The 14,990-nt window shown below is 60.4% G+C and carries 16 protein-coding genes; 8 read left to right on the top strand and 8 right to left on the bottom strand.

What is annotated here, in order from left to right:
• Nucleotides 1-10: 10 nt before the first annotated feature.
• The 6 genes from ACYZTR_RS15990 to ACYZTR_RS15965 form a co-directional block, all read right to left on the bottom strand.
• Complete coding sequence (locus ACYZTR_RS15990) at nt 11-673, bottom strand: response regulator (protein ID WP_461972373.1); 663 nt, start codon at nt 671-673, stop codon at nt 11-13.
• Between the two features lie 56 nt (nt 674-729).
• Nucleotides 730-1,287, bottom strand: a complete 558-nt coding sequence (locus ACYZTR_RS15985) for a PQQ-dependent catabolism-associated CXXCW motif protein (RefSeq protein WP_461972371.1) — start codon at nt 1,285-1,287, stop codon at nt 730-732.
• Between the two features lie 231 nt (nt 1,288-1,518).
• Nucleotides 1,519-2,310, bottom strand: coding sequence for an ABC transporter permease (locus tag ACYZTR_RS15980; RefSeq protein ID WP_461972369.1), 792 nt, complete (start codon nt 2,308-2,310; stop codon nt 1,519-1,521).
• Complete coding sequence (locus ACYZTR_RS15975) at nt 2,307-3,038, bottom strand: ABC transporter ATP-binding protein (RefSeq protein WP_461972367.1); 732 nt, start codon at nt 3,036-3,038, stop codon at nt 2,307-2,309. The genes ACYZTR_RS15980 and ACYZTR_RS15975 overlap by 4 nt, the downstream gene beginning before the upstream one ends.
• Nucleotides 3,035-3,994: a YVTN family beta-propeller repeat protein gene (locus ACYZTR_RS15970; RefSeq protein WP_461972365.1), complete on the bottom strand. Its 960-nt coding sequence runs from the start codon at nt 3,992-3,994 to the stop codon at nt 3,035-3,037. Before ACYZTR_RS15970 ends, ACYZTR_RS15975 begins: the two co-directional genes overlap by 4 nt.
• Before the next feature lie 38 nt (nt 3,995-4,032).
• Entirely contained in the window at nt 4,033-5,217 is a 1,185-nt protein-coding gene (locus ACYZTR_RS15965) for an ABC transporter substrate-binding protein (RefSeq protein ID WP_461972363.1), read from the bottom strand.
• A gap of 276 nt (nt 5,218-5,493) precedes the next feature.
• Between ACYZTR_RS15965 and pedF the strand changes: the two genes are divergently transcribed.
• The 4 genes from pedF to ACYZTR_RS15945 are packed head-to-tail and all read left to right on the top strand — an operon-like array spanning nt 5,494 to nt 8,550.
• Nucleotides 5,494-5,955 carry a cytochrome c-550 PedF gene (gene pedF / locus ACYZTR_RS15960; RefSeq protein ID WP_461972361.1) on the top strand — a complete coding sequence of 154 codons (462 nt, stop codon included), beginning with the start codon at nt 5,494-5,496 and terminating at the stop codon, nt 5,953-5,955.
• 3 nt (nt 5,956-5,958) lie between these two features.
• The gene (locus tag ACYZTR_RS15955) at nt 5,959-6,837 is read left to right on the top strand and encodes a substrate-binding periplasmic protein (protein ID WP_461972359.1); all 879 of its coding nucleotides are present in this window, start codon (nt 5,959-5,961) and stop codon (nt 6,835-6,837) included.
• Entirely contained in the window at nt 6,834-7,595 is a 762-nt protein-coding gene (locus tag ACYZTR_RS15950) for a quinoprotein dehydrogenase-associated SoxYZ-like carrier (protein ID WP_461972357.1), read from the top strand. The genes ACYZTR_RS15955 and ACYZTR_RS15950 overlap by 4 nt, the downstream gene beginning before the upstream one ends.
• A gap of 16 nt (nt 7,596-7,611) precedes the next feature.
• Nucleotides 7,612-8,550 carry a quinoprotein relay system zinc metallohydrolase 1 gene (locus ACYZTR_RS15945; RefSeq protein WP_461972355.1) on the top strand — a complete coding sequence of 313 codons (939 nt, stop codon included), beginning with the start codon at nt 7,612-7,614 and terminating at the stop codon, nt 8,548-8,550.
• A 67-nt stretch (nt 8,551-8,617) separates the two neighbouring features.
• On the opposite strand, the gene ACYZTR_RS15940 is transcribed toward ACYZTR_RS15945, so the two are convergent.
• Both ACYZTR_RS15940 and ACYZTR_RS15935 read right to left on the bottom strand, forming a co-directional pair.
• Nucleotides 8,618-9,424: an IS3 family transposase gene (locus ACYZTR_RS15940; protein WP_461979754.1), complete on the bottom strand. Its 807-nt coding sequence runs from the start codon at nt 9,422-9,424 to the stop codon at nt 8,618-8,620.
• A 26-nt stretch (nt 9,425-9,450) separates the two neighbouring features.
• Entirely contained in the window at nt 9,451-9,759 is a 309-nt protein-coding gene (locus ACYZTR_RS15935) for a transposase (RefSeq protein WP_461972353.1), read from the bottom strand.
• Nucleotides 9,760-10,052: 293 nt separating this feature from the next.
• Between ACYZTR_RS15935 and ACYZTR_RS15930 the strand changes: the two genes are divergently transcribed.
• The 4 genes from ACYZTR_RS15930 (at nt 10,053) to pqqB (ending at nt 14,886) form a co-directional block, all read left to right on the top strand.
• The gene (locus ACYZTR_RS15930) at nt 10,053-11,828 is read left to right on the top strand and encodes a PQQ-dependent methanol/ethanol family dehydrogenase (protein ID WP_461972351.1); all 1,776 of its coding nucleotides are present in this window, start codon (nt 10,053-10,055) and stop codon (nt 11,826-11,828) included.
• A 238-nt stretch (nt 11,829-12,066) separates the two neighbouring features.
• On the top strand, nt 12,067-13,587 hold the full coding sequence (gene exaC / locus ACYZTR_RS15925) for an acetaldehyde dehydrogenase ExaC (RefSeq protein WP_461972349.1): 1,521 nt from the start codon (nt 12,067-12,069) through the stop codon (nt 13,585-13,587).
• Nucleotides 13,588-13,844: 257 nt separating this feature from the next.
• Nucleotides 13,845-13,916 (top strand): pyrroloquinoline quinone precursor peptide PqqA, encoded by a 72-nt coding sequence (gene pqqA / locus ACYZTR_RS15920; protein ID WP_003253598.1) that lies wholly within the window; start codon nt 13,845-13,847, stop codon nt 13,914-13,916.
• 55 nt (nt 13,917-13,971) lie between these two features.
• Nucleotides 13,972-14,886 carry a pyrroloquinoline quinone biosynthesis protein PqqB gene (pqqB, locus tag ACYZTR_RS15915; RefSeq protein ID WP_461972347.1) on the top strand — a complete coding sequence of 305 codons (915 nt, stop codon included), beginning with the start codon at nt 13,972-13,974 and terminating at the stop codon, nt 14,884-14,886.
• Nucleotides 14,887-14,990: the final 104 nt, after the last annotated feature.

Below are 14,990 nucleotides of genomic sequence, written 5' to 3'. Positions count from 1 at the left end.
ATGACAAACCTCAGCGCCGCAAATACGACCCGAAATCAATGTCCCCTGCACTCAAAATTGCCTGCACCCGATTGTGCACATTGAGTTTGCGCAGGATCGCCGAGACGTGGGCCTTGACCGTGGTTTCGGCGATTTCCAGGGTGTAGGCGATCTGTTTGTTCGACTCGCCCTTGGTCATGCGTTCGAGCACCAGCAATTGCTTGCGGGTCAAGGCCTGGAGCAATTCCGGCGGAAAGCTCGGGGCATCGTGCATGCGCCTTGAACCGCATTTTTGCGTGCGGATGATGTCCGGTGGCAAGTAGACATTGCCGTTGAGAATCTGCTGGATGGCCTCGGTCATCTGCACCCGTGGCGAGGATTTGGTGATGAAACCCACCGCGCCATAGGTGATGGCCTGCAGCACGACTTGTTTGTCCTGTTCGGCCGAGACGATCACCACCGGAATGGTCGGCGCCTCGTTGCGCAGGTTGATCAGGCCATTGAGGCCATGCATGCCGGGCATGTTCAGGTCGAGCAGGATCAGGTCCAGGTCGTCGTGTTCCTGAGTCAGCACCAGGGCGCTGTCCAGGTCGGCGGTTTCCATCACCTCGCTGCCCGGAAAACCATCGCTGATGACGTTATGAATGGCTTCGCGAAACAGCGGGTGATCGTCGGCAATCAGAATTTTGTACATAGCCTTTCACCTCATTATTTTGATTAGGGTGTGGCAACAACGCGCACGCGTAAAGGTCAGGGAAAGGGCTCGGGCTGGGCCGGCGTTACGGGCAAGTTGGCTGCCTGCCAGGCGTCCAGGCCGTCGCGATACCAGTACAACGTCTTATAGCCCATGGCGGCGGCGCGTTTCACGGCGTTCCAACTCAGCCAGCAATCGGAGCGGCAGTAGAAGACCAGCGGCTGCGCGAGATCGCCATCGGTCAATGTGTTCAGCTTACGCACAAAATAGTCCTGCCAGTCGGGCGTCAGGTCACCGTCGCCGGTATTGGCCAGCCAATGGCTGCCGGGCAGGTTTTCGTGGGGCTGGTCCTCGATGAAACGTCCTTGCAGCCATTGCCGGCGGTAGACGTCGATCAGCAACGGACGCGGCGTCTGGGTCAGCAGGATTTGCAGAGCCGCGGTATCGATGATACCTGCTCCCTGTACTTGATTCGGGGTCGGGCTGCGGTAGAGGCCAATGCGATAGCCGTCGGCTGAGAACAGCGGTGTCTCGGCCTGCGCGACGCCCAGCAACAGGCTCAGCGATAGCGCAGCGAGAGAAGGGCGCAGCAGGCGACGTCGGGCACGCGGCATGGGGTTCAATCCTTATAGTTATGAACCCATTACATGCCAGTCTCGGTGCGTTGGGAATGCGACGATAGACAGGTAAAGCAGTACTAAAGTAGTAATTTCACACGAATTGATCGTTCCCACGCTCTGCGTGGGAATGCAGCCCGGGGCGCTCTGCGTCCCATCCAGAGCCGAACGCGGAGCGTCCGTTGAGGCATTCCTTTGCTGCGCGTGGGAACGATCGGGATGGGGTAGTCAGTTGGATTTGCGCAGGGCGGCGTGTTGCGGGTTGAAGGTGAGCACGGCGAGCAGAGCGAATACCAGTGTGAGCCCCACACACACCGCTAATGCCAACGGATTGAAGCGTTCATACAGGGCGAACCGCACCAGCTCCACCGCATGGGTGAATGGGTTCAACGCGCACAACCCGTACAGCCACTCGCTGGACTCGCGCATTTTCCACAGTGGGTACAGTGCCGACGACAGGAAAAACAGCGGGAAGATCACGAAATTCATCACCCCTGCAAAGTTTTCCAGCTGACGGATGGCGTTGGACAGCAACAAGCCCAGAGCGCTGAGCATCAATGCCACCAGCAGCAACGCCGGTAGTGCAATCAACAAGCCCATGGCCGGTGGTTGCACACCGTACACCCAGGCAATCGCCAGGAAGGCATAGACCTGCAACAGCGAGATCAGCGAGGTGGCCAACAACTTGCTGCACAACAGAAAGGTTCGGGGCAGGGGGCTGGTCAGCAGCACGCGCATGCTGCCCATTTCCCGGTCATAGACCATGGACAGCGAACCTTGCATGCCGTTGAACAACAGGATCATGCAGGCCAGCCCGGGGATGATGTAGACCTCATAGGGAATGTAGGTGTCATAGGGCTCGATGATCGCGATCCCGAGTGCGGCGCGAAAACCGGCGGCGAACACCAACAACCACAGCAACGGCCGCACCAGCGCACTCAGAAACCGCGTGCGCTGCAACACAAAGCGCAGCCATTCACGCAGGACGATGCCGCTGAAACATTGCCAGTAGGCGTTCATTGGGCGACTCCTGATGTTGTCAGGCGGGTGAAGGCCGACCCGAGATCGCCGCCATGTTCCTGGCTCAAGGCATCCGCCTGCCCGCTGGCCACGAGCCGGCCTTGATGAAGAATCAGCAAGTCGTCGCTGGGCTGCACCTCATCCAGCAAATGGGTGGTCCAGAGCACGCTGATGTTCTGCTCGCGGCACAGGCTGCGGATGTGCTGATTGAGCGCCAGCCGGCTGGCCGGGTCGAGGCCGACGCTCGCCTCGTCGAGCAGCAGCAGACGCGGTTCATGCAGCAAGGCGCGGGCGATTTCCACCCGGCGACGGTGACCGCCATTGAGTTCGCGGACCCGCTCGCGGCGGCGTTCGGTCAGGGACTGGCGGGCCAGTTCGGCGTCGACCCGGATTCCGGTCTGACGCCGGGACATCCCATGCAGCGCGGCGTGGTAACGCAGGTTTTGCTCGACGCTGAGGTCCAAGTCCAACGTGCTTTGCTGAAACACCACACCCAGTTGCTTGAGCGCCGGGCGCGCCGCGTTACGCAGCGAACAACCGCCGACGCGGATGTCACCGCGCTGAACATCGTAAAGACGGGTTAGCAGGGCGATCAGCGTCGATTTGCCCGCGCCGTTCGGCCCGAGCAACGCTGCGAAACGCCCGGGTGCCAAGCTGAAATTCACCTGGCGCAACGCCGCGCGCGCGCCATAGGCGAAACTCAGGTCGCTGACTTCCAGTGCGTTCATGGGGTCACCACCACGCCCCACGGATAGCGCCCGACCTTGATCGATTGGGTGACCTTGAGGCTGTCGACATCGATCACCGACACGTCGCCGCTAACACCGTTGGTGGCCAGCAATTGCCGTTGATCGGGGGTGAACGACATCTGCCAGACCCGTCGCCCGACCAACAGATAATCAAGAATCTCGAAGGTCTTGGCGTCGATTACCGCCACATGATTGGCCGGGCCGAGGGCGACGAAACCGTACTTGCCGTCGGCGCTGAGTTTGATACCCACCGGTTGAACCTTATCCGGGTGCACGCCCTTGATCTGGAAGGTCAGGGTCTTGAGGATCTTGCGGGTGGCGACGTCGAGAATCGTTACCGTGCCGCCGATTTCCGCCGAGGCCCAGAGCTTCGAGCCATCGGGCGTGAATTCGACGAAGCGCGGCCGCTGATCCACCAGGGTGTTGTCGGCCAGGGTCTGGGTGCTGGTGTCGATCCAGTGCAGCATGTTGGTGGTTTCGCTGGTGTTCACCGCCCACTTGCCGTCGGGGCTGACGGCCATGCCTTCGGGTTCGACGCCGACGTTGATCTGGCTCAGCACCTTGGAGGTTTCGGTGTCGATCACCGTCACCAGCGCATCGTCTTCGTTGGAAACGTACAGCCAGCGATTGTTGGGGTGCAGGGCGAACTGCTCAGGATCTTTGCCCGAGGGCAGCTCCTTGATGATCTTGCGCGTGGCGACGTCCATCACCTGGACCCGGTCCGAGTCACTGGCGCAGATGTACAGCAGCTTATTGTCGTGGGACAGCAGCAAACCGCGTGGGCGCTGGCCGACGGGCAAAGTGTCTATGACTTGCAGGGTCTGCAGGTCGATCAGGCTCAGGCTGTTGTCCTTTTCGTTGGAGACCCAGGCGGTGGTGGCCGCGGCGTGCCCGGCGGCAAGCAGCAGGGTGCAAGAGAGCAAGGTGCGACGCATGGCGAATTCCTTTTTGTTGTCGTTGTTGTGGAGGGGGATCAGGGAAAGCGGCAGCTGACCTCGGGCTTGTCGTAGCCCAGGCTGTCCATTTCGTTAAAGGGGTGTAGAAAACCGTCCTGCGGCGAAGTGCTGACCAGCGCGCGGGGCTGGACGATGGGAATGGGTTGGCGCAACTGGCCGTTCCACGACCGATAGCTGAGCTTGCGGCCCTTGAAACCGTCCAGCGGCAATTGATCGCTGGTTTCAAGCGTACGGATCGCCATCGGATCGGTCTGACGCAACGTGCTCACCGCACTGGCGATGCTGCGCACGGCGATCCAGGCGGCGAAATCGCGGTCATTCATCCAGCGCCCGGCCAGGGCCTCGAAGCGTTTCTGCAACTGGGCGGCGCCGTAGGTTTCCACGGTTTTGTGCCAGCCCACCGGGGTCAGGCCCTGAGTGCCGGCGACCGGCCGTGGGTACCAGGTCTGGTAGGGCACGTATTCGCCGAAATCACCGCGCTCATCCGCCACCAGCACCACGTCGTACTCGGCGGTCTGGGTGAACAACGGCATGTCGGCCTGGGCGCTGCGACGCTGATCGTTGTCGAAACTCCAGGCTTTTTCCGCGACCAGTTTCAACCCGAAGCGTTTGGCGGCGCGGCGCAGGGCGGCGGCATAGGCTTGATCGTCCGGGGTCGGGCCGACGATCAGCAGCGCCCGTTGCCATTTGCGTACCATCAGAAACTGCGCCAGCGCATCGGCGAGCATCGCCCGACTCGGCAGGCTGTGAAGAACGTTCGGCAGGCAATCGGAGCTGCGCAGGCTGTCATCGGGACTGCCGGCATTGAACAGCAAGCTGTCGGGTAATACCGCGCTGAGCCGGCGCAGGCTCTGCGCCGGTGCGTTCACCACAAACAGGCGTAGACCTTGTTCATGCTGGGCCTTGGCCGCTTCGACCAGGGCATCCGGAGTGTCGACGTTGGCGCTGACCAGGCTGTAGCTCTGGTTGAGGAAACGCCCGGTGCTGTTGCTGTCAGTGATCGCCAGTTCGGCGCCACGCAGCCCGGCATCGACTGGCTCGGGAATGACGTTCGACAGCAACGGGCCCGGGTCGGGGCGATAGCCCAGGTAGCCAATCTGCACCTGCAACGGCGCGTCGGCGGCCTGGCTCTGGGTCGCCACCCCGGCGGCGCAGGCAATCGCCAACAGGTAGATCAGGGCGTAAGGGGCAAGCTGGCGCATAGGGCACTCCATTACTGGAAGCCCCAGCATAGGAAGCCTGCGAGGCAGAAGGAAATATGCAGAAAGTACCAGTGAGCCAGTACCAAGGTAGTAACTCGTCCGGGGCGGCGCGGTTTTAGCGATCCGCGGCTGTATTTGGATGTGCACCACAAGCCCTACTACCAAGGGACTAGACGGCGGCCACCAAAGCAGCATGGGGCTTGCGCGAAGCCCTTCCTAAGATGGTTGCCATAGCCTCTTCACAGAGGTTTTGCGTGCAATCAAGAGGGCATAACAATGACAACAAAACGCAACGCCTTACTCGTTGCCGGACTGCTAGCCGGTTTTATCAGCGCAGGTTCCGTCTGGGCCCACGGCAACGTGGTACCTCAGGCTGTCGCCACCCCGGGCCTGACCCCGATCAAGGACTCTGGCGTACAGGTTGATGGCGATGGGTGGGCAGCGGTGAACCCGTATCGCACCTCCCCGGAGCACGATAAAGCCGTGGAAATCGGCTCTTCGGCCTACAACCAGAACTGTGCGGCCTGTCATGGCCTGGAAGCCAAATCCGGTGGCATCGCCCCCGATTTGCGCCTGCTCGATGTCGCCGAAGCGGGTGATGAATGGTTCGTTGAACGCGTGCGCCACGGCGCCGTACGTGAGGGTCGGGTCTACATGCCGAAGATGGCCGACTACCTGAGCCAGGAAGCTTTGTGGGCGGTGCGCACCTACCTGGACAGCGTTCACATCGAGGAGTAATCCATGCGCCTGCTCGCCGTGTTGATCAGCGCTGTGTTGCTGTGCTGCCAGGCAGTGCAGGCGCAGGTCCGAACCTATGACGAAATGATCGCCGCCGGGGAGCTGAAAGTGGCGGTCTACAAGGACTTCGCCCCCTACAGTTTTCAAGACGCCGACCAAGCCCGTGGCGTTGATGTCGAACTCGCCGAGGCGCTGGCCAAGGCCCTCGGCGTGCGCCTGAGGTTGATGTGGGCACCCGCCGGCGAGAAGCTCGATGACGACCTGCGCGATTACATCTGGCGTGCCAGTCAGTTGCACGATCTGCAACTGGCCGACCTGATGATGCGCGTGCCGTACGATCGCTATTACGCGCAGAAGCGCAATGAACTGGGTGAGTTGGAAAACGGTCATGTGGTGATGTTCGGGCCGTACCAGAACGAACAATGGCAGGTCGCCTTCGACCGTCGCCGACTGGATAAGGTGGGCAGCGTCGCCGTGTTCGAGCACCACCCGATCGGCGTCGAAGTCGACAGTGTGCCGTCGTTCTACCTGACCTCGGTATTCAGCGGCATGCTCGCTGGCAAAACCCATCACTACCCTGGTGTGTCGCAGGCTTTCGCGGCCATGAAGGCCGGTGAAGTCGACGCGGTGATGGCCATGCGCGGCGAGATTGACTGGCAAGTGCATGAAGCGGCGGACCCGCAAGTGGCGCTGGCGGAAAACGCCTACCCGAACATGGGTAAGCAGCTCTGGGAGATCGGCATGGCGGTGCATGAAAGCAACCGTCAGTTGGCCTATGCAGTGGAAGAGGCGCTGGAAACCTTGATTCGCGAGGGCGCAGTCAAAACCATTTATGGTCATTACGGCCTGCGCTATGACGTGCCCGAGATGTATCAACAGTGAACTGGCGAGTGGGTTGTCTGTTGGCCTGTTGGTTACCCATCGCCGCGTACGCCGTGGACATCGATCCGGGTAAAGACCCGGTGCCGTCGGTGATGTGGGCCTTCTATCACAAGCAGATGCTCGGCGATGCGCCGTTCGTGTTCGACGACCGGGTCAAGCTGCTGGCGCCGCCGTTCGCCGAAGACGCCCGGCAGGTGCCGCTGGAAATCGACGCCCGAGCGTTCAAGGGCGAGGTGGTGAAAATCCTTGCCTGGGCCGAACTCAACCCCTTGCCAAAAATCGTCGATTTCCAGCCGATCGATCGCGTACTGCCCTGGCTGTCGATCCGCATCCGCATCGAGCAAGCCACGCCGTTGCGTGCGGCGGTGCTGACCCGTGACGGGTTGTGGCATGTCGGCTCGACCCTGATTGATGCGGCGGGCGGCGGTTGCACGGCGCCGAGTGTGGTGCGTACTCAGCCGGGCTGGGAAGACCACCTCGGCGAAGTGCTGGGCGGTCGTTATCCCCGTGGCGAATTCAGTCGTGTGCGGCTGCAGGTGGCACATCCGATGGATAACGGCATGGTCAGCGGCATCCCGGAGTTCTTCATCAACCATGCCGAACTGCGGGATCAGAACGATCAGCTGCTGGCCCGTCTTGAGCTGTTTCCCGCCGTCAGTGAAAACCCCAACCTGGCCTTCGACATCGAAGGAGCAGGGCAGACGCGCCTGTTACTGCGGGACAACAGCGGCAATCAATTCGATGCGGCCATACCCTGACTCAAAGGAGCGCGTGATGCGCTGGATACTGCTGTTGTTCATGAGCCTGAGCCTGCCGGCCCTGGCCGAGCTCGAGTATTCACTCAAGCCCCGACAGATCGCCGAAGACACCTGGCTGCTGGAAGGCAGCACTGACAATTTTGCCAAGGCCAACGGCGGCAACATCGTCAATACCGCGTTCATCGTCACCGAGCGCGGCGTGGTGGTGATCGATACCGGGCCGTCGAAACGCTACGGCGAAGCGATGCGCAAGGCGATTGCCGCGACCACCGATAAACCGGTGATTGAGGTGCTGCTGACCCATCATCATCCTGATCATGTGCTCGGCAACCAGGCCTTCAGTGACGTGCCGATCGGCGCGCTGGCCGGCACCACCGAGCTGTTGCATCAGCAGGGCGATGCCATGGCCGAGAACCTGTATCGACTGGTGGGTGACTGGATGCGCGGCACCGAAGTGGTGTTGCCGGCCGAAACGCTGACGCCCGGCGTGCGAAGTTTTGGGGATCACGATTTTCGTCTGCTGGGCCTGGGTGGGCACACTGGCGCGGATCTGGCTATTCTCGACCAGAAAACCGGCGTGTTGTTTGCCGGGGATCTGGTGTTTTATCAACGGGCGCTGACCACGCCCAACAGTCCGGGGCTGTCGGTGTGGCTGGCGGACATTGCCACACTTCAAGGCTTGCCCTGGACGCTGATCGTTCCCGGCCACGGCCCGGTGGCCACGGATCAACAGCCGTTCGAACAGATGCGCGACTACCTCACCTGGCTCGATCAACTCATGCGCGACGGCGCCGCCAACGGCAGTGACATGGCCGAGATGATCCGCAGCCCCATCCCCGACCGTTTCGCTGGCATCAGCCTGAGTCGTTACGAGCTGATCCGCAGCGTCAGCCACTTGTACCCGCGCTACGAGCGCGCACAAATGACCCGTGTCGATTCCACCGCGGAAAAGTGATGCACGCAGAACCAATGTGGGAGCGAGCTTGAACTGGTCCAGTAATTTTGGACATTTTTTTCGGTTCTCACGCCGCCAACTTTTCCGCTGCTACAGGTGAGTGGTAACCGTTGTAACTATGGCGCCTGACGTTGTTGTAGCGCGCCACATAGCGGTTTATATCAACTCGGGCTTCGTGTTCTGAGTTGTACCCATTTTCAGGTACCCATTCTGACTTCAAACTTCCAAAAAAACGCTCCATCGGGGCGTTATCCCAGCATTGGCCTTTTCGACTCATGCTCTGCCTAAGCTCGTGCGCCATCAGTTCGTCCCTGAATTTATGGCTGGTGTACTGACATCCCTGGTCAGAATGAAACAGTACACCTTTAGGTCGTCCTCTCAATTCGACGGCCATTCGCAGTGATTCGCGCGCCAGCGTCGCGTCTGCGACCAGTGAAAACGACCAGCCCACAACACGTCGCGCAAACAGATCCAGAACGACTGAGAAGTAGAGCCAGCGCTTGCCCAGCTGGATATAGGTGATATCCGCGCACCAAACCTTGTTGATATCAGCTACGTAAAACTCACGCTCCAACTCATGCTCAGCCACCAGCGACTCAACGCCCGATGACTTGTATTTGTGAGGTCTACGCTGACGGCTAGCGATCCCAGCTTCCTTCATCAAACCGCGGGCCATGTAGCGGCCCACCTGATGGCCGTCGCCCCGCAGGTCTTCGGAGAGGGTTCGTGCACCTGCCGAGCCTCTTGATGCCTTGTGGTATTTAATCAAAACAACCTTGAGCGCTTCGCGCTCCGGGTTGGTTTTACCTTGGCGCTGACGCCAGGCGTAATAGCTGCTGCGGTTGACTTCAAACACGCGGCAGCAGTTTGTAATGCCGTACTGCTCGCCCAGCTCACTGATCAGAGGGAATGATCTTTGGAGTCCAAAAGCAGGAGAGCACTGGCCTTTTTTAGGATTTCGATATCCCGGTCTTTCTGCCTGAGCAGGGCTTTAAGTTCCTGGATTTGCTTCTGGTCGACGGTGATCGCCTTGGTACCGGCAAGCGTCGATCCGGCGCGCTCTTTTCGCACCTGCTCGACCCAGCGGCGCAAGGCTGTTGGGCCGATATCCAAGCTGGCACAGATCTCGGGAATCGGCTGATCCTCATCGAGCACCATGCTTGCAGCTTTGAGTTTGAACTCATTGGAATAGGATTTTCGCATCATCATGCACACCTCAGATTTGGGCGCCATCATAGCGCCCTATTGATGTGTCCAAATTCATTAGGCCAGATCAGCTTGCTCGCGATAGCGGTCTGACAGTCGACATCAATGTTGAATGTGTTGGCCTCATCGCGAGCAAGCTCGCTCCCACAGGGATCGGTGTTCATCTCCCGACCCGGTACTAAGGAACTAGCAATCTCAGTACTGCGGGCAATTGTTCCAAGGGCGGCGGCGCTCAAGAATCTGCACCAGACCGGGAAAATTTCCCGGGTATAACAAAAACCGCAGAGGTAGCCGTCATGACCCAACCCGCACGTCGCCAACCCTTCGTCTTGAGTGTGTTGCTCAGTGCCATGCTGTTGTCTGGCTCGGCATTGGCCGGCGTCACCGATCAAGACATTCTCCAGGACCCCAAGAACCCGGAGCAGATCGTCACCAACGGTCTGGGCGTCCAGGGTCAACGCTACAGCCCGCTGGATACCCTCAACGTCAACAACGTGAAAGACTTGCGGCCGGTCTGGGCATTCTCCTTCGGCGGTGAAAAACAACGCGGTCAGCAAGCACAGCCGATGATCAAGGACGGCGTCATGTACATGACCGGTTCCTACTCGCGGGTGTTTGCGGTGGATGCGCGCACCGGCAAAAAACTCTGGCAATACGATGCGCGACTGCCCGATGACATCCGTCCCTGCTGCGACGTGATCAACCGTGGTGTCGCGCTGTATGGCGACCTGGTGTTCTTCGGCACCCTCGACGCCAAGCTCGTGGCCCTGAACAAGGACACCGGCAAAGTCGTCTGGAGCAAGAAAGTCGCCGACCACAAGGAAGGCTATTCGATCAGCGCCGCGCCATTGGTGATCAACGGCAAACTGATTACCGGTGTGGCCGGTGGCGAGTTCGGCGTGGTCGGCAAAATCGAAGCCTACGACCCGAAAAACGGCAACCTGCTGTGGAGCCGGCCAACCGTCGAAGGCCACATGGGCTACGTCTACAAGGACGGCAAGGCGGTAGAGAACGGCATCTCCGGCGGCGAAGCCGGCAAGACCTGGCCTGGCGATCTGTGGAAAACCGGCGGCGCCGCCCCTTGGCTCGGCGGTTACTACGACCCGGAAACCAATCTGTTGCTGTTCGGCACCGGCAACCCGGCGCCGTGGAACTCGCACCTGCGTCCTGGCGACAACCTCTACTCGTCGTCGCGTTTGGCGCTGAACCCGGATGACGGCACCATCAAATGGCACTTCCAGAGCACGCCTCACGACGGCTGGGACTATGACGGTGTGAACGAGCTGGTCTCGTTCAACTACACCGAAGGCGGCAAAGAGATCAAAGCCGCCGCGACCGCTGACCGTAACGGTTTCTTCTACGTGCTGGACCGCACCAACGGCAAGTTCATTCGCGGCTTCCCGTTCGTGGACAAAATCACCTGGGCCACTGGCCTGGATAAAGAGGGCAGGCCGATCTATAACGAAGCCAGCCGTCCTGGCGCACCGGGCATCGAAGCCAAAGGCAGTTCGGTGTTCGTAGCCCCGGCATTCCTCGGCGCGAAAAACTGGATGCCGATGGCTTACAACAAGGACACGGGGCTGTTCTACGTGCCGTCCAACGAGTGGGGCATGGACATCTGGAACGAAGGCATCGCCTACAAGAAAGGCGCGGCGTTCCTCGGCGCCGGTTTCACCATCAAACCGTTGAATGAAGACTACATCGGCGTGCTGCGCGCCATTGACCCGAAAACCGGCAAGGAAGTCTGGCGCCACAAGAACTTCGCACCGCTGTGGGGCGGAGTGCTGACCACCAAAGGCAACCTGGTGTTCACGGGTACGCCGGAAGGTTTCCTGCAGGCATTCAACGCCAAGACCGGCGAGAAAGTCTGGGAATTCCAGACTGGCTCCGGCGTACTCGGCTCGCCTGTGACCTGGGAAATGGACGGCGAGCAGTACGTCTCGGTCCTCTCCGGCTGGGGTGGTGCTGTTCCGCTGTGGGGCGGCGAAGTGGCCAAGCGCATCAAGGACTTCAACCAGGGCGGGATGCTCTGGACCTTCAAATTGCCGAAAGACCTGGTCGCCAAGCACTGATCGCTGCCACTGATCGTTCCCACGCGCAGCAAAGGAATGCCTCATCGGACGCTCCGCGTTCGGCTCTTGGGACGCAGAGCGTCCCTGGCTGCATTCCCACGCAGAGCGTGGAACGATCACCTACTACCAAATAACGAGAGTCCTCCTGCCAACGGCGCATTCGTTTGACGCGCGGGGCTCTCTACTATCGGTTCATCGCCTGTTTGCCCGACAGGCATCGACCCAGACAGAGGCCACCATGATCTACGCACAACCTGGAACACCCGGCGCCGTCGTTACGTTCAAAGCGCGCTACGGCAACTTCATCGGCGGTGAGTTCGTCGGCCCGGTCAATGGCGAATATTTCACCAACACCTCGCCGGTCAACGGTGAAGTGATCGCCGAGTTCCCTCGGTCCAGCGCCGCCGACATCGAAAAAGCCCTCGATGCCGCCCATGCCGCCGCCGATGCCTGGGGCAAGACCTCGGCGCAGGACCGCTCCCTGGTGCTGCTGAAAATTGCCGACCGCATCGAGCAAAACCTCGAAATCCTCGCCGTCAGCGAAACCTGGGACAACGGCAAGGCCGTGCGCGAGACCCTGAACGCTGACGTGCCGCTGGCCGCCGACCATTTCCGTTACTTCGCCGGGTGCATCCGCGCTCAAGAGGGCGGCGCCGCCGAGATCAACGAGCTGACCACCGCCTATCACTTCCACGAGCCATTGGGCGTGGTCGGGCAGATCATTCCTTGGAACTTCCCACTGCTGATGGCCGCCTGGAAACTCGCCCCGGCCCTGGCCGCCGGCAACTGCGTGGTGCTCAAGCCTGCCGAACAAACGCCGCTGTCGATCATGGTCTTCGCCGAACTGATCGCCGATTTGCTGCCGGCCGGTGTGCTGAACATCGTCCAGGGTTTCGGTCGCGAAGCGGGTGAGGCGCTGGCCACCAGCAAGCGCATCGCCAAGATCGCCTTCACCGGTTCCACCCCGATTGGCGCGCACATCATGAAATGCGCGGCCGAGAACATCATTCCGAGCACTGTCGAACTGGGCGGCAAGTCGCCAAACATCTTCTTCGAAGACATCATGCAAGCCGAGCCACAGTTCATCGAGAAGGCCGCCGAAGGTTTGGTGCTGGCGTTCTTCAATCAGGGTGAAGTCTGCACCTGTCCGTCCCGGGCCCTGGTTCAGGAATCGATCTACGACGACTTCATGAAAGTGGTGATGAAGAAAATCGTCAAGATCAAGCGCGGCGACCCGCTGGACACCGAAACCATGGTCGGCGCCCAGGCGTCCGAACAGCAATACGACAAGATCCTCTCGTACCTGAAAATTGCTCAGGAGGAGGGCGCCGAACTGCTCACCGGCGGCGCGGCCGAGCGTCTTGAGGGCGACTTGTCGACGGGTTATTACATTCAGCCGACCCTGCTCAAGGGCCACAACAAAATGCGCGTGTTCCAGGAAGAAATCTTCGGCCCGGTGGTGGGTATCACCACCTTCAAGGACGAAGCCGAAGCCCTGGCGATTGCCAACGACAGCGAGTTCGGCCTCGGCGCCGGTCTGTGGACCCGCGACATCAACCGCGCTTACCGCATGGGCCGGGCGATCAAGGCCGGGCGTGTCTGGACCAACTGCTATCACCTGTACCCGGCCCACGCCGCGTTCGGTGGCTACAAGAAATCCGGTGTCGGCCGTGAAAACCACAAGATGATGCTCGACCACTATCAGCAGACCAAAAACCTGCTGGTGAGCTACGACATCAATCCGATGGGGTTCTTCTAACCTTTTAAGAACACTGAAAAACCTGTGGGAGCGAGCTTGCTCGCGATAGCGGTCTGACAGCCAACATCAATGTTGACTGTACTGCCCTCATCGCGAGCAAGCTCGCTCCCACATTGGTTTTGTGTGTTTCTGAAGATCGCTGCACACCCCCTACCAATGCACGCCGCCACCTCGTTCGAAAGTAGCATTCGGGTGCCTGGCACCCCGTGCATTAATGGCTTTACCGGAATCGTCCGGCACAAGAAGAGGATTGACCCATGTGGACTAAACCCGCGTTTACCGATCTGCGCATTGGCTTCGAAGTGACGATGTATTTCGCCAACCGCTGACTGTTCACCCGGCCAGCTGTTGCGTTGGCCGGGCCTGCCTTCTGGAGCATTGCCCATGCACATTCGCGTTCTCGGATCCGCCGCTGGCGGTGGTTTTCCGCAATGGAATTGCAACTGCCGCCAGTGCGCCGCGATGCGCAATGGCAGCCTACGGGCGCAACGGCGCACACAGTCATCGATTGCCCTGAGCGACAACGGTGTGGATTGGGTGCTGTGCAATGCTTCACCGGACATTCGCGCGCAACTCGAGAGTTTCGCGCCGCTGCAACCGGCGCGCCGGGTGCGTGATACCGCGATCGTCGGCGTCGTCCTGATGGACAGCCAGATCGACCATTGCACTGGCCTGTTGAGTCTGCGCGAAGGCTGCCCGCATTCGGTCTGGTGCACCGAACGCGTCCATGAAGACCTGAGCAGCGGCTTCCCCTTGTTCACCATGCTCAAGCATTGGAACGGCGGGTTGCAGTGGCAACCGGTCGGACTGGACCGCGAGCCGTTCAGCATCGCGGCCTGCGAACACCTGCAATTTCGTGCGATCCCCTTGGTGAGCAACGCACCGCCGTACTCGCCCAATCGCGGCAATCCGCAGCCGGGCGACACCATCGGGCTGTTTGTAGAAGACCGACGCACCGGCGCCTCACTGTTCTATGCGCCAGGCCTGGGTCAAATCGACGACGAAGTCCTGAGCTGGATGCAACGCGCCGATTGCCTGTTGCTGGACGGCACCTTGTGGCGCGACGACGAGATGCGAATCTGCGAAGTCGGTCAGAACCTGGGCAGTGAAATGGGTCACCTGTCGCAAAGCGGCCCTGGCGGCATGCTCGACATCCTTGAAGGCTTCACCCGCCAGCGCAAGGTGCTGATCCACATCAACAACACTAACCCGATCCTCGATGAAGACTCGGCCGAGCGGGCGCTGCTGGAGCGGCGCGGGATTGAAGTGGCCTATGACGGCATGAGTATTGTGCTGTAGCTCATGGCCTCTTCGCGGGCAAGCCCGCTCCCACAGGGTTTTGTTTACACCGCAGATCCCTTGTGGGAGCGGGCTTGCTCGCGAAGGCGCCAGACCTGACACCG

The organism is Pseudomonas sp. Hz4 (genome assembly GCF_054898165.1).
This window is presented reverse-complemented; position numbering and strand designations above follow the sequence as displayed.

Excerpts from the sequence above, each read along its gene's own strand:
- ACYZTR_RS15935 (WP_461972353.1), bottom strand. The coding sequence starts at position 9,759 with ATGATGATGCGAAAATCCTATTCCAATGAGTTCAAACTCAAAGCTGCA.
- pedF (WP_461972361.1), top strand. The coding sequence starts at position 5,494 with ATGACAACAAAACGCAACGCCTTACTCGTTGCCGGACTGCTAGCCGGT.
- ACYZTR_RS15970 (WP_461972365.1), bottom strand. The coding sequence starts at position 3,994 with ATGCGTCGCACCTTGCTCTCTTGCACCCTGCTGCTTGCCGCCGGGCAC.
- ACYZTR_RS15975 (WP_461972367.1), bottom strand. The coding sequence starts at position 3,038 with ATGAACGCACTGGAAGTCAGCGACCTGAGTTTCGCCTATGGCGCGCGC.
- ACYZTR_RS15930 (WP_461972351.1), top strand. The coding sequence starts at position 10,053 with ATGACCCAACCCGCACGTCGCCAACCCTTCGTCTTGAGTGTGTTGCTC.
- ACYZTR_RS15965 (WP_461972363.1), bottom strand. The coding sequence starts at position 5,217 with ATGCGCCAGCTTGCCCCTTACGCCCTGATCTACCTGTTGGCGATTGCC.
- pqqB (WP_461972347.1), top strand. The coding sequence starts at position 13,972 with ATGCACATTCGCGTTCTCGGATCCGCCGCTGGCGGTGGTTTTCCGCAA.
- ACYZTR_RS15955 (WP_461972359.1), top strand. The coding sequence starts at position 5,959 with ATGCGCCTGCTCGCCGTGTTGATCAGCGCTGTGTTGCTGTGCTGCCAG.
- ACYZTR_RS15990 (WP_461972373.1), bottom strand. The coding sequence starts at position 673 with ATGTACAAAATTCTGATTGCCGACGATCACCCGCTGTTTCGCGAAGCC.
- exaC (WP_461972349.1), top strand. The coding sequence starts at position 12,067 with ATGATCTACGCACAACCTGGAACACCCGGCGCCGTCGTTACGTTCAAA.
- ACYZTR_RS15945 (WP_461972355.1), top strand. The coding sequence starts at position 7,612 with ATGCGCTGGATACTGCTGTTGTTCATGAGCCTGAGCCTGCCGGCCCTG.
- ACYZTR_RS15985 (WP_461972371.1), bottom strand. The coding sequence starts at position 1,287 with ATGCCGCGTGCCCGACGTCGCCTGCTGCGCCCTTCTCTCGCTGCGCTA.
- ACYZTR_RS15980 (WP_461972369.1), bottom strand. The coding sequence starts at position 2,310 with ATGAACGCCTACTGGCAATGTTTCAGCGGCATCGTCCTGCGTGAATGG.